This is a genomic window from Roseateles sp. (genome assembly GCF_036486225.1).
Lineage (GTDB): Bacteria > Pseudomonadota > Gammaproteobacteria > Burkholderiales > Burkholderiaceae_C > Roseateles.
In genome coordinates, this window is sequence record NZ_DASVNZ010000162.1 from 1 (window position 1) to 13303 (window position 13303).

A 13303-nucleotide genomic window follows, 5' to 3' on the forward strand; every position below is an offset into this window, starting at 1 on the left:
CGGGTGGACTTTCGCGTAGTTCAAGCAGAGAACGTGCCGGTTGCGGCTGGTTGCAAAGTGCGGTCAGCGATGCGAAATGCGGGCTTCCGACCTTCGACCCTAATCCCAAAGAGGTATCTGGGCGATCGCCGCTCAACGCCAGGGTCAGGTTTTGTCAGACCGGTACGGAGGAACCGACAAATAGTGTCACTTGTATCGGCGACGCTGGCCCGCTCACGGCGCCGGGCAGTCGAACGGCTCCAGCTCGCCCTTCATGAACCAGCCGAGGTCCCGGATCCGCTTGCGCTCGGGGGACGGGCTCAGCGCCTCGGGGATGCCCTCGAGCTTGCCGCGGCTGCGGATGTAGGCCGTGAGGTAGGCGCCGGTGTAGCAGAGCGCCAGCTGCTTCTCTTCGACCGACAGCTCCGCCTGTTCACGCCGCAGGTTGCGGTTGGCGCGCATGACCGTGGCCTCGCCGCCGATGCCGTTCATGTGCACGGCCAGGAACATCAGGTAGGCCACCTTCCGGTTCTTCGGCACGCCCTGACCCTCGCGGAACATCACGCCGATGTTGTTCCAGGCGTCCCCCGACTTGGGGAAGGCCTTGAGGAACATCGTGTAGGCGTCCTCGTAGTTCGGCGCGCGGCCGCGCCCTTGATACGCCAGCAGTCCGCCGGAGATCGCCGCGCGGTCGTCGCCGGCGTCGGCGAGTTCATTCCAGATCCGGAAGGCCGTGTCGAACTTGCCTTCGGCTTCCGCCTGCATGGCTTCGGACGGCGTCGCCGCCATGGCGTTGCCGAGACCGATATCGACGCCGATCGTCAACAGGGCCGCGAGAAGAAGGGCGTGAGGGAGGCGCATGGTCGGTGCGAGAAGAGGAAAGGAAGAGAGTGACCGTGACAGTGTCGTCGCGATTGCGGGCAAGCCCGCAGGCCGCCGGTGAAGCGGCCCTCTACGATCCTGCGATTCGAAAGGAATCTGTCATGCCCCGCTCCCTGTTGTCGCCGTCGGATCCGCGCGCTCGTCTGCTGTTGTGCGCGACGGCGTCGCTGCTGGTCGTCTGCGCGCCAGTCCGCGCACAGAAGGCCGAGGACGCCTTCGCGAATCCCGCTTCGGCGCCGTCGTCGCCCGTCATGGACGATCGCAAGGCCTTGCAGGAACTGTTCAAGGACAAGTCGTCCGAGGATCTGCACCGCGACATGCTCACGATGTATGCGCGGCGGCAGGTCGTGACGGGCGCGGCGGCCGTCTGCACGCGCGTGGATGCCGCGATGAGCAAGAGCGTCAACGAGCTCAAGGAGGCCTGGCTCGATCACAACCGCGACTACCTGACCGTCGCCAACGTCGCCTTCGACGAGTTCTCGGCGCAGATCGAGAAGCTGGCCGGCGCGGCCGGCAAGGAGAACTATCGTCAGCGGATCCTCGGGACCGCCATGGAGGCCGGCGAGAGCGCCACGCGGCAGTACCTGGACGGCACGACCGCGACCAACGGGCAGGTTCCCGGCGTCAAGTCCTGCGACCGGTTCCGCGACCAGATCTCGTCGGGCCGCATGGACTTCGTCTTCTCGCCGGAGACCACGATCGAGCTGAAGAAATATGCGGCCCGGAAGTGGCCGTCCATGAAGCTCTGAAGGCGCCCCGTCCGGGAAGCGCTCCGCGCCGACAGGCTGCGGCGAGGAAACGCTCCCGGAGGCGCGTCGATCACCAGCTGTAGCGCGCCGACACGCTGAACGTGCGCGGATAGCCGTAGAAGCACCAGGCCGCCGACTGGCAGGTGGCGATGTATTCCTTGCCGGTGACGTTGCTCACCGTGGCCAGGAAGCGCCAGTTCTCCAGGTCGTAATGGGCCTGCAGGTCCAGCACGGTGTAGCCCTTCGTGTTCACGCGGCTGTTGTCCGCCGCGGCGTAGGCGTAGGAGCCGCCGACGTAACGCACGCCGCCACCGACGCCCAGACCCGCGACGAGGTCCTCGGGGACACGGTAATCGACCCAGACCTGCGCCTGGTTCTTCGGTTGGCGGAACACCGGACGGTCGGTCTCGACGACCTTGGAGTCCGTGTACGTGTAGGAGGTGATCACGTCCAGCGTGCTCACCGCGCGGAAGCGCGCTTCCAGCTCCAGGCCGCGCGAGCGCACCTCGCCCTGCTGCACCGACGAGAAGCCGTGCGTCGGATCCGGATCCGGCGTCAGCACGTTCTTCTGGCGCAGGTCGAAGAGCGCCGCCGTGAACAGCGCGCGGTTGTTGGCCGGGCGGTACTTCACGCCGGCCTCGACCTGGCGGCCGGTGGTCGGGACGAACGTGCGCTTGAAGAAGTCGGTGCCGATGGTCGGCTGGAACGAGGTCGAGTACGACACGTACGGCGCCAGGCCGCTGTCGAAGACGTAGTTCAGGCCGACGCGCGCCGAGGTCTTGCTGTCCTTCTGCGAGGCCGTGGTGCCGCCGAGCTTGTCGTCGGTGTCCGTGGTCACGCGGTCATGGCGCGCGGACAGCGTCGCGATCCAGCGGTCCAGTCGGATCTGGTCCTGCAGGTACAGGCCCAGCTGCTTCTGCGTCTGCTCCGTGTGCGTGGTGTCGGCGGGCGAGGTGATCGGGGCGCCATAGACCGGGTTGAAGATGTCCAGCGGCGGCGCGGCGGAGAAGTCGAAGGCGGAGCGCGAGTCGGTCTTGACGCGGCGGTAGTCCAGGCCGGTGAGCAGCGTGTGGCGCGCCGCGCCGGTGGCGAAGGCGAATTCCGCCTGGTTGTCGACGGCAACCGACTTCGAGTCCTCACGCGGCGTCCACACGTAGCGCGAGAGGGTGCGCTGGTCCGCCGCGAGTCCGAACGCGCCCACCGTGCGGTGGTCGATGTCGAAGTCCATGTAGCGCAGGTTCTGGCGCAGCGTGACGGTGTCGTTGAGCTTGTGCGAGAGCTCGTAGCCGACCGAGGCGCTGTGCTTCTTGTACCAGTCGTAGTCGGGCTCGCCGGTGAAGCGGGTGGGCGGGATCTTGCCGTTGGGGTTGGGGAACAAGGTGCCGTCCGCAGGCAGGAAGCCGCCGGCGGCGGCCGTGTCGGCCTTCTGGAACTGGCCCATCACCAGCAGCGAGGTCGCCGGGCTGAAGTTCACCAGCAGCGACGGCGCGATGGCGTAGCGGTCGTCCTTGGCGAAGTCGACATAGGTGTCGCTCTTGCGCGCCAGGCCCGCGACGCGGAACAGCACCGAGCCGTCCTCGCTCAGCTTGCCGCCGATGTCGGCGGTCAGCTGCCGTTTGCTGAAGCTGCCCAGCTCCAGGCCGATCTCGTTGACCGGCACGGCGGACGGACGCTTGCTCACGCCGTTGATGAAGCCGCTGGGCGGCAGCGCGCCGTACATGACCGAGGCGGGGCCCTTCAGGATCTCGATGCGCTCGAGCAGGTAGGGCTCCAGGCGCGTCTGGCCGGCCCAGGTGCCGTCGGGCAGGCCCAGGCCGTCGAGGAACAGCGCCGGACGGAAGCCGCGCACCAGGATCCAGTCGCTGCGCGAGTCCGACCCGAAGGCGCCGCCCACGGTGCCGGAGGTGTAGCGCACCGCCTCGTCGACGCCGGTGGCGCCTTGCAGCTCGATCTGCTCGCGGGTGACGACCGAGACCGATTGCGGCGCTTCCAGGATGGAGGTGTCCGTCTTCATGCCGGTGGCGCTGCGGCGCGCGACCATGCCGTAGACGGCGCTGGTGGCGGTCTCTCGGGGGCCGGTGCCGCGCACGTTCACCTCGGGCAGGGTGGTGGGATCGGACGAGGACCTGGCGGCGGACGCCGCTGCCGCGGGTGCCGCCGGAGCTGCAGGCGCCGTCTGGGCCTGCGCCAGCGAGGACAGCGACAGGCCGGCGAGCGCCAGGGCGTGGACGAGGACGAGAGGACGCGGGAGGTAGGTCATGGAAGAGGGTCGGAGCCGAAAAGCGTGTGAATGACAATGATTCGCATCTGAATCATAGGGCGAACCCGCTGGTGGAGCGGGCTGCGGGACCCCGTTTCCGCCGACGCTGATGCGCTTTGGCAACGCTTTCATGAACCGGGGGGCAGCCGGGTCGATGGCCCCGTTGCCGACTCCCGGTGATACAAGCACGTCCATCGTCCCGCCCGGCCAGCGCCCCTGGCACCGAAACTGCCGCCCCGTCGCCGATGCCATTGATTCCCTCACCGAGTCCTGTCGACCCCCGCGCCGCTGATCTGCGCCGCATGAAGCTGGTGGCGCTGAGCTGCCTGCTCGCGTCGCTCGCCGGGTTGATCGTGAGCCTGCTCATGGGCGCGCAGGGGCCCTGGGGCTGGCTCAAGGCCTTCTGCGAGGCGGCAGCCATCGGCGGGCTGGCCGACTGGTTCGCCGTCGTCGCGCTGTTCCGCCATCCGCTGGGCATTCCGATCCCGCACACCGCGCTCATCCCGCAGGGCAAGCACCGCATCGCCGACAGCCTCGCCGGGTTCGTCCGCGACAACTTCCTCCATCCCGAGGTGCTGCTCCAGAAGCTCGAGGTGCTGAACCCCGCCGAGCGCCTCGGCCAATGGCTGCGCGAGCCCGTCAACCTCGCGCAGGTGACCGGTTCCGTCCGCACGATGGCCGTCGAGGCGCTGTCGCTGCTCAACGAGCAGGCCGTGCGCCGCGCCATCGGCGAGTTCCTCGTCGCCCGCGCGCTGTCCTGGAACGCCACCGGCACCGCCGCGTCGGTCCTGGACGTGCTGACCAAGTCCGGCCGGCATCAGGACGTGCTCGACGGCGCGCTGTCCAAGCTCCGCGACTACCTGTCGACGCCCGAGGTGCGGGCGCTGGTCGCCGCGCGGCTGGTGAAGTTCGCGAGCACCCAATGGCCGAAGGCGATCAAGCTCGTCGACACCATCGCCAACGTCGACAAGATGGCCGACAGCCTGTCCGACAAGCTCGCGCTGCAACTGGTCGAGGAAGTGCAGACCGCGCTCGCGCAGCCCGACCACTCGGTGCGTCGCCAGTTCGACGACTGGATCCACGAATTCATCGCGCGCCTGCGCGAAGACCCCGAGTTCGCGAGCGAGGTCAACGCGATGAAGGACCGCGTCGTGCAGAGCGACGACGTGCGGGCCTACCTCGACGGCGTCTGGACCGAGGTCCGCGCCACCATTGAGCAGGACCTGCGCCGCGACGACTCCGTGCTGATGCGGCATCTCGACCAGTCGCTGGCGGCGCTCGGCGACCGGCTGAGCCGCGATCCGGCGCTGGTGCAGGCGATCAACGAGCATGTGCTGTCCGCCGCGGAGCGCATGGTCGGCAGCATGCGCGAGGGCGTCACGCAGCACATCGCGTCGACCGTCAAGGCCTGGGACGATCGCAGCCTCGTGCAGCAGATCGAGCTCAGCGTCGGCCGCGACCTGCAGTTCATCCGGCTGAACGGCACGCTGGTGGGCGGCGTCATCGGCTTGCTGCTCTATGCGGTGACGATCCTGGCGCAGCGTTGAACGTGACCCTCGGCACCTTCGGTCGCGACCGCGTGGCACGTAGACTCCGCCGACACGCCATCCGAGAGAACCCACCATGCCCCGTTACGTCGCTTTCCTCCGCGGTGTCAGCCCGATGAACGCCCGCATGCCGGACCTGATCCGCGCGTTCGAGGCCGCCGGCTTCACGCGGGTGAAGACGGTGATCTCCAGCGGCAACGTGGTGTTCGACCACGACGGCGCGCCGGTCGACGAGCTTGAACGCATCGCCGAGCAGGCGATGACCGACACGCTGGGCAAGACCTTCGGCACCACCGTGCGGCCGGTCGATCACCTCAGACAGATCGTCGACGCCGACCACCATGCCGTCTTCAGTCCTCCGGCTGCGGCCAAGCAACTGATCACCTTCCTGAAGAAGCCGCACGAGGGTCAGGTCTCGCTGCCGCTCGAAGGCGAGGGCGCCGCGATCTGCAAGCTCGACGGCGTCGAGGTCTACAGCCACTACCTGCCCAACGACAAGGGCCCGCTGTTCATGACCATGCTGGAGAAGACCTTCGGCAAGCAGATCACGACGCGCACCGTCGACACGGTGCGCAAGTGCATCAAGGCCTGAAGATCGACCGCCTCACGACAGCACGTTGTAGAGCCGCAGGATCCACCACTGCTGCACCGCCAGCGCGACCAGCACCAGCGCCCACTGGAAGCGCCGGCTGGTGACCAGCGCGGCGACACCGCACAGCACGATGGCCGCGGCCGTCTTCACGCCGTAGGCCGTGCCGAGCTCCTGCAGGTGCGTCGTCCCCTTGAGCCCGCTGTCCGCCACGTCCAGCAGCAGCGTGAACGCCAGGATCCCGAAGAACCAGCGCCGCCGCGACTGGAAGTAGTCGCGGTAGCCGGCGTACTCGGCGATGTCGTCGGGGAAGAGGATCGCGCACAGCAGGTACAGCACCGCGCTGTAGCCCACCACGAACACGAACTGCAGGAAGTGCCACGGGCCCACGCGGCTGAGCGCGAACTCCCACCACCAGAAGTGGATCAACGTCACCAGCATGTAGAGCACCCACAGCAGGTGCACGCCGTCGACCTTCAGGCGTCCCGGGTGCTGCACGAACTTCGCCAGCCCCGACAGCAGCCGCGCGATCGACAGGCTGACCACCATGCTCAGCACCATCCGGATGTGGATGAACTGGGTGGGATCGATCGCGGCGTGGTCCATCGGTCGGGCTCCTGGCGCGGCGGCGTCAGTCCCGCCGCATCGGACGCATGATGCGCCTCAGGCGACGCACGCCCGGTTCTTGCCGGTGCGCTTGGCCTCGTAGAGCGCCTCGTCGGCGCGGTCCAGCGCCTGCTCCATCGTCTCGCCCGAGCGGAACAGCGTCACGCCCGCCGAGAAGGTGACGAACACATCGCGCCCCTCGTGCATGAATAGGCTGGCCGACAGCGAACGCTGCAGCCGCAGCAGCACCGCCTGCGCCTCCTCGAGCGGCGCCTCGGGCAGGATCAGCACGAACTCCTCGCCGCCCCAGCGGCCGACCTTGTCGCCGGGCCGCAGCAGCCCCGACACCCGCGACGCCAGCGCCTTCAGCGCCTCGTCGCCGGCCGCGTGGCCGAGGTTGTCGTTGAGCTTCTTGAAGTTGTCGATGTCCAGCAGCGCCAGCGCCAGCGGCTTGGGATCGCGGTCGAGCTTGGCGCGTTCGGTCTCGAAGGTCGCGATCAGGCCGCGCCGGTTGGCCACCTGCGTCAGCTGGTCGGTCTGGACCTCGCTGGACAGCCGGCGCAACTCGCCTTCCAGCTCCTCGACGCGTCCGGCGAGCTGCGTCGCGCGGTCGTGCTCGTCGCGCAGCCGGCCTTGCGTGTTCTGCACCAGCGACTGCACGCTGCGGCTTTCCTCGACCATCTCGCGCACCACGCCCGCCAGGCTCTCCAGCGAGTCCGCCTGCTCGATCACGGTGGCGTACTTGCCGACGCTGTCGCTGAAACGGTCGGTGTGCTGGCCGAGTTCGCCTAGCTCCTGCAGCATCCGGTTGATCAGGCCCTTGAGCGCGTCGCGGGCGCGGCCGCGCTCCTCGCGCAGGCTGTGCTGGCGCGCGCGCGTGCTGTGCAGCAGCTCGCTGACCGAGCGCACGCTGCGCGCCGTCAGGCCCTGCGCCAGCGTCTGGCTCATCGCCTCGCACTGGCCTTGCGCCCAGGAGTCGTCCTCGGCCAGGTCGGTCAGGCTGCCGGTCAGCTCGCCGCAGAGCTTGCCGAGTTCGGTGAACGCGTGATTGCGGTGGTCCAGCCAACGCCGCGCGCGGATGCACAGCGCATCCATCTGCGCCGCGCGCTCGGGCGTCGCGCCGTCGCGGACGAGTTCCGCATGCGCCACCCCCAGTTCGTCGATCAGTTCCTGCGCCCGCGCGTCGTCCGAGCGCAGCGCGTGGCGCACGGTGCCGTTCAGGTGTGTGCCGACTTCGGGCCAGGATTGCAGGCCGGGGCCGGTCTCGCCCATCAGCGTGTCGAGCGAGCCGTAGCGCGCGGCAGCAGCCGCGCCTGCGCTGGCGGCGTCGGCGGGCGCCTGCGCGGCTTCCTCTTCGCTGAAGAACTGGCTCGGCGTTCCGGCGCGTTCGTCGTCGTCTTCCTCGACGCCGTCCAAGGGGGCCGGCTGCGTTTCCACGCGCGAGTCGCTGACGTCGGAATCCCAGCTCGCGACCAGCTGCTTCAGGCGCAGGGTCAGGCGTTGCGGGTCGCTGCGGTTGCTCTGCAGCACGCGCAGCACGCCGTCCTTCTTGCGCGCCAGCGTCCATTGCCGGCCGCCGCGTTCCAGGCCGCGCATCATCCGCTCGATCAGCTGGGCGAGCTGCTCGGCCTGCGCGCCGGGGCCGTGCGTCTGCTGCAGCCCTTCCAGCGCGCGCTGGAGCTCGTCCCACTTGCCCTCGCGCACCTGGTTCGCGAAACCCTGGCGCTGCTGAGGATCGGGCACCGCCAGACCGAGCAGCCGCGCCACCGACGCCTGCGCGCGCTCGGGCAACTGCGTGTTCGCGCCGCCGCGGGCGGGTTCACCGGATTCCTGCGCGTAGGCGCGGGCGTAGTTTTCAGGCGTGGGTTCCAGCTTGTCCAGCGCCAGCCGGCGCAGGGCCGCTTTTGCCAGGAGAGCGGGGGGCTGCTGCGGCATCGGTCGAGACTCGGTGAAATCGGGGGGAAGGCGCTGACGCTCGCGGCCGGAACCGGGCTCAGCGTGTCGGAATGTCGTCGCCGGCGTCGGACGTCGGCAGGATCCAGGGGGCCTTGCGCGGCAGCACGGTCTGCGCGAGCCAGCGTTCCAGGTCGTCCGGCGGCAGCGGCTTGCTGAACAGGAAGCCCTGCATCAGGCTGCAGTCCAGCCGGCGCAGCACTTCCATCTGCCGCAGCGTCTCCACGCCCTCGGCGATGACCTGCAGGCCCAGCGAGCGCGCCAACGCGATGATCGCGGTGACCACCGCCGAGCTCTGCGGCGTGATGCCCAGGTCGCGGACGAAGCTGCGGTCGATCTTCACCTCGGAGATCGGCAGCGTCGTGAGATACGCCAGCGACGAGTAGCCGGTGCCGAAGTCGTCGATCGAGATCTCGACGCCGACCTCGTTGAGCCGGTGCAGCGACGGGATCACGCTCTGCAGGTCCTTCATCAGGCCGGTCTCGGTGATCTCGAGCTGGATCGCGCGGTGCGGCACGCCCCACTGGCTGACGAACTGGTGGATGTGCTCGACCAGGTCCGAGCGCTCGAACAACCGGTTGGGCAGGTTCACCGCGATCGATTCGCTGAAGCCGAAATTCAGCTGCCAGACCTTGGCCTGGCGGGCGGCCTCGCGCAGCGCCCATTCGGACAGCGGCACGATCAGGCCGGTTTCCTCGGCCAGCGGGATGAAGTCGCCCGGCGGCACCAGCGTGTTGCCGCGGCGCCAGCGCATCAGCGCCTCGGCGCCGACCATGCGGGCGGTGCGGACGTCGATCTTGGGTTGGTAATGCAGCACCAGCTCGTCGCGCTCGATCGCCTTGTGCAGCGCCGATTCGAGCTCGAGCTTCTCGCGCCCGCGGCCCGCCAGCATCGGCGAGTACAGCGCCGACGCGTTGCGGCCCTGGTTCTTGACCGCGTACATCGCCACGTCGGCGTTGCGCAGCAGGTCGGCCATCGTCAGGCCGTCGCGCGGGTAGAGCGAGATGCCCACCGACGCGGTCACGAAACACTCCTGGCCGGCGATGAAGATCGGTTCGCGCAGGGCGTCCAGCACGCGTTGGGCGACGCGTTCGGCGTCGCTCTCGTCGCCGACCTCGGGCAGCAGCGCGACGAACTCGTCGCCGCCCAGGCGGCCCACCGCCTCCAGCGTGCGGTGCGAGCGCGTGCCGACCGATTCCAGCATGCCTTCCATGACCTGGTCGCTGTGGCGCACGCAGGAGCGCAGGCGGCGGCCGACTTCCATCAGCAGGTCGTCGCCGGCGGCGTGGCCCAGGGTGTCGTTGATGACCTTGAAGCGGTCCAGGTCGATCAGCAGCAGGCCGACCTCGTGGCCCATGCGACGGCCGGCCTCGATGGCGCGCTCGGCGCGCCACATCAGCTGGCGGCGGTTGGGCAGGCCGGTCAACGCGTCGAAGTTGGCCAGCTCGCGGATGCGGTCCTCCGCCATGCGGCGGTCGGTCACGTCCTGGATGACGCCGGTGTAGCCGCAGGCGTTGCCGTGTTCGTTGAATTCGGGCTCGGCCTCGATGTGGATGACGCGCTTGCGGCCGTCCAGCAGCGTGAACGGCAGGTCGGTCACCAGTACCGAGTTGTGGGCGACGACGTCGCGCAGCAGGCGCATGAAGAGCAGGCGCTCCTCGCGCGGCACCATGCGCATGACGCCGATGAAGTCCAGCGGATCGATCGGCCCGCGGCCGAAGACGCGCAGCGCCTCGTTGGCCAGCTTGAAGCCGTGGCCGGTCTGCCACTCGAAGCTGCCCATGCGGGCCAGGTCTTGCGCGCGGGCCAGCTTGGACTTGCTGCGCTCCAGCTCCTGGCGCGTGCGCGAGCTGCGCAGCATGTAGCGCAGCCGGCCGGCCAGCAGCCGCCATTGGGTGGACTTGACGAAGAAGTCGGTCGCGCCGGCCTGGTAGGCGCGGTTGATCGAGGCCTCGTCGTCGAGGCCGGTCAGCATCAGGATGGGCGCGTTCTCGAAGCCGGGCAGGTTGCGCAGCCGCTCGCAGGTCTCGAAGCCGTCGAGGTCGGGCATCAGCGCGTCCAGCACGATCAGCTCGGGCGTCCACTGCGTGACCAGCTGCAGCGCCTGCAGCCCGCCGGTGAGCGCGGTGACCTCGAAGCCGTGCTCCTGCAGCGCGGCCTCGATCAGCATCAGGTTGACCGCGTCGTCGTCCACCAGCAGGACGCGCGGTCTTTCGATCAGTTCACCTTCCTTCACGACGCGGCTCATCGTGAGGGCTGCACCAGTTGCTGCATGGCCAGGCGGGCGGCGGCGATGTCGTCGAGCACGATCCCGATCAGGTCGCCCAGGCCGTCCTCGCGACCGGCGCGGGCAAGGGCCTCGATCTCGGCGCAGCGCTGCGACAGCACCGTCGCGCCCAGGCTGGCCGCGGCCGACTTCAGCGTGTGCGCCACGTGGCGCAGCGCGTTCAGGTCGCGCGGCGCGTCGCGCCCTTGGGCGAGCACCTGCTCCTGCTGGTCCAGCGACTTGAGGAAGGCCGCCACGACCCGATCCAGCAGATGGTTCACGCCCGACGGATCCAACTCGCGCAGACGGGCGAGGGCCTGGTCGTCCAGCACGGCGGGTTCGGGCTGCGTCCGGGAGGGCATGGTCGTGGCGTAGTCTGGTGACATCTTCTGATCATGGCGCCGCGCGGAGGTTCCACGCGGAGTTGCAGACCATTGTCGTTCACCGCAAGGATGCGAGCGTGCGAAAAAGCAGTCAATTCTGGTGTTCTTGGAGACGCCGCTCGGGGTAAGTCCTGGGGTGGGTGTCGCATCCATGCCGCCTCATGCGAAGCACCGGGGACCCGTCACCCGCGTTCGAGGCCCGGGGGCCAGCAGTTGCCTGCCTACAATGGTCCGCATGAACAGGTTGGGGGAAGCCGCCGCGCGCCGTCGGCCATGGAAGGGAGCCGCGCTGGCCTTGGGGCTGGCGGTCGTGGTCCTGCTCCTGCTGCTCGCGCTCAACCTCGAGCCCACCGGCCCCGGCCTGGTGCTGACCGCCGTGATGGCGGGCGCCGCGCTGATGGTCTTCGTGGCCGCGCTGACCTGGCACCTGGCGGTGCGGCTGGCGCGGGCGCAATTCGGCGAGCTGCTGCGCGAGAGCAGACAGCAGGCGCTCTCGCTGACGCAACTGCAGACGGACTGGCTCTGGCAGACCGACGTCCAGCACCACCTCGTGCGCTGGCAGGCGCCGCAGGGCGCGCCCGCGTCGAGCTGGGCCGGCACCGCGATGAACGGCTCGGTCACGCAGCGGCTGTGGGAACGCTTCCAGCCCTTGCCGGCCGTGTCCCCTGGATCGGGGGAGGTGCCGGTGGACGGCGCACCGGTGGACCTGGCGCCGGACGTGCGCGGCCAGGTCGAGCCGGGGCAGAGTTTCGACCGCCTGCGCGTCGTCGACGCCCAGGGCCGCCGCTGGGAACTGCGCGGGCAGGCGACGGCGGATGCGGCGGGGCGCTTCGCCGGTTATCTGGGCGCGGCCCGCGTGCTCGACGAGGCGCCGACGACGAGCCCGGAGGGCCAGGCGCTGTCGGGTTCCACCACCGCCACCGCGAGCGCCATGGCCGCTGCGTCCTCGACCGACTGGCTGCAGGCGCTGCCCGGTCCGGCCTGGCTGCTCAGCGACGCTGCCGGTGCAGGGGGGGGCGCCGCAGCCGCGAACGGAACAGGTGGCGCGGGCGGCGCAGGCGCATCGACGCGCCTGATCGATTTCAACGAAGCCGCCGCGCAGATGATGGGCGGCTCGGAGGCTCGGGGTCAGCTCTGGCGCGCCTGCGAGGAACGCCTGCCGGAGGAGCTCCGACAGGCGCTGGCGCAACCCGACCTGCAATCCGGCAGCGCCTGCGGCGCCTGGTGGCTGTGCCTGACGGCGCTGCCCCACGGCGGCGGCACGCTGCTGAGCCTGTGGCCGCAAGGCGCGGTCGAGACCGTGCCGGCCGCGCTGGCGATGCAGGCGGCGGAGCAGGCGCGGGCGGACCAGGCCTCGTTCAGCTACACCGTCTCGCACGACCTGCGCGCGCCGCTGCGCGTGGTCGAGGGCTTCACCCGCATCCTCAAGGAAGACTACGGCCGGCTGCTGGACCGCGCCGGCAACGACCACCTGGACCGCGTGCTCGGCGCCTCGACGCGGATGCACAGCATGATCGACTCGTTGCTGGCGCTGTCGCACCTGTCGTCGCAGTCGCTGCGTCACGAGACGGTGGACCTGTCGCTGCTGGCGTCGCAGGTGGTGGACGAACTCCGCCGCGGCGCACCGACCCGCGCGGTCGATGCCCAGGTGCAATCGGGCCTGCGGGTGCAGGGCGATCCGACGCTGCTGCGGATGGTGCTGGAGAACCTGCTCGGCAACGCCTGGAAGTACAGCGGCAAGCGCGAGCACGCCGAGATCCGCTTCGAGTCCGAGCAGCGCCAGGGCGAGCGGGTGTTCGTCGTCACCGACAACGGCGCGGGATTCGACATGCGCTTCGCGGACCGCCTCTTCGGCGTGTTCCAGCGCCTGCACAGCGCGAGCGACTTCCAGGGCACCGGCGTGGGCCTGGCCTCGGCGCGACGCATCGTGCGCCGGCACGGCGGCGACATCTGGGCCGAGTCGGAGATCGGGCAGGGCGCCCGGTTCTACTTCACCTTGCCGAACTGAGCGGCAGAACCCGCCGGCAGAACCCGCCGGCAGAACCCACCGGCAGAACTGACTGGCCGAACCGACCCGCAGAACTGACCT

The 13303-nt window shown here is 69.5% G+C and carries 10 protein-coding genes; 4 read left to right on the top strand and 6 right to left on the bottom strand.

Annotated elements, in window-relative coordinates:
• Positions 1-213 precede the first annotated feature (213 nt).
• Entirely contained in the window at positions 214-840 is a 627-nt protein-coding gene (locus VF536_RS11195) for a hypothetical protein (RefSeq protein ID WP_331614927.1), read from the bottom strand.
• 122 nt (positions 841-962) lie between these two features.
• On the opposite strand from VF536_RS11195, the gene VF536_RS11200 reads away from it, so the two are divergent.
• Positions 963-1610, top strand: a complete 648-nt coding sequence (locus tag VF536_RS11200) for a hypothetical protein (protein ID WP_331614928.1) — start codon at positions 963-965, stop codon at positions 1608-1610.
• 70 nt (positions 1611-1680) lie between these two features.
• Here the strand turns inward: VF536_RS11200 and VF536_RS11205 are convergent, their stop codons facing one another.
• The gene (locus tag VF536_RS11205) at positions 1681-3870 is read right to left on the bottom strand and encodes a TonB-dependent siderophore receptor (protein WP_331614929.1); all 2190 of its coding nucleotides are present in this window, start codon (positions 3868-3870) and stop codon (positions 1681-1683) included.
• 302 nt (positions 3871-4172) lie between these two features.
• Here VF536_RS11205 and VF536_RS11210 point away from each other — a divergent pair, with 302 nt between their 5' ends.
• Both VF536_RS11210 and VF536_RS11215 read left to right on the top strand, forming a co-directional pair.
• Positions 4173-5417, top strand: coding sequence for a DUF445 domain-containing protein (locus VF536_RS11210; RefSeq protein ID WP_331614930.1), 1245 nt, complete (start codon positions 4173-4175; stop codon positions 5415-5417).
• Positions 5418-5493: 76 nt separating this feature from the next.
• Positions 5494-6009, top strand: a complete 516-nt coding sequence (locus VF536_RS11215; RefSeq protein WP_331614931.1) for a DUF1697 domain-containing protein — start codon at positions 5494-5496, stop codon at positions 6007-6009.
• Positions 6010-6021: 12 nt separating this feature from the next.
• On the opposite strand, the gene VF536_RS11220 is transcribed toward VF536_RS11215, so the two are convergent.
• Genes VF536_RS11220 through VF536_RS11235 form a run of 4 tightly spaced genes read right to left on the bottom strand, consistent with a single transcriptional unit; the run spans position 6022 to position 11217 of the window.
• The gene (locus VF536_RS11220) at positions 6022-6612 is read right to left on the bottom strand and encodes a hypothetical protein (protein WP_331614932.1); all 591 of its coding nucleotides are present in this window, start codon (positions 6610-6612) and stop codon (positions 6022-6024) included.
• A gap of 57 nt (positions 6613-6669) precedes the next feature.
• Positions 6670-8547 (bottom strand): GGDEF domain-containing protein, encoded by a 1878-nt coding sequence (locus tag VF536_RS11225; protein WP_331614933.1) that lies wholly within the window; start codon positions 8545-8547, stop codon positions 6670-6672.
• Between the two features lie 58 nt (positions 8548-8605).
• Complete coding sequence (locus VF536_RS11230; protein WP_331614934.1) at positions 8606-10813, bottom strand: putative bifunctional diguanylate cyclase/phosphodiesterase; 2208 nt, start codon at positions 10811-10813, stop codon at positions 8606-8608.
• A complete protein-coding gene (locus tag VF536_RS11235) occupies positions 10810-11217 on the bottom strand; it encodes an Hpt domain-containing protein (protein WP_331614935.1) in 408 nt (135 codons plus the stop codon). The genes VF536_RS11230 and VF536_RS11235 overlap by 4 nt, the downstream gene beginning before the upstream one ends.
• A gap of 232 nt (positions 11218-11449) precedes the next feature.
• Here VF536_RS11235 and VF536_RS11240 point away from each other — a divergent pair, with 232 nt between their 5' ends.
• Complete coding sequence (locus tag VF536_RS11240; protein ID WP_331614936.1) at positions 11450-13222, top strand: sensor histidine kinase; 1773 nt, start codon at positions 11450-11452, stop codon at positions 13220-13222.
• Positions 13223-13303: the final 81 nt, after the last annotated feature.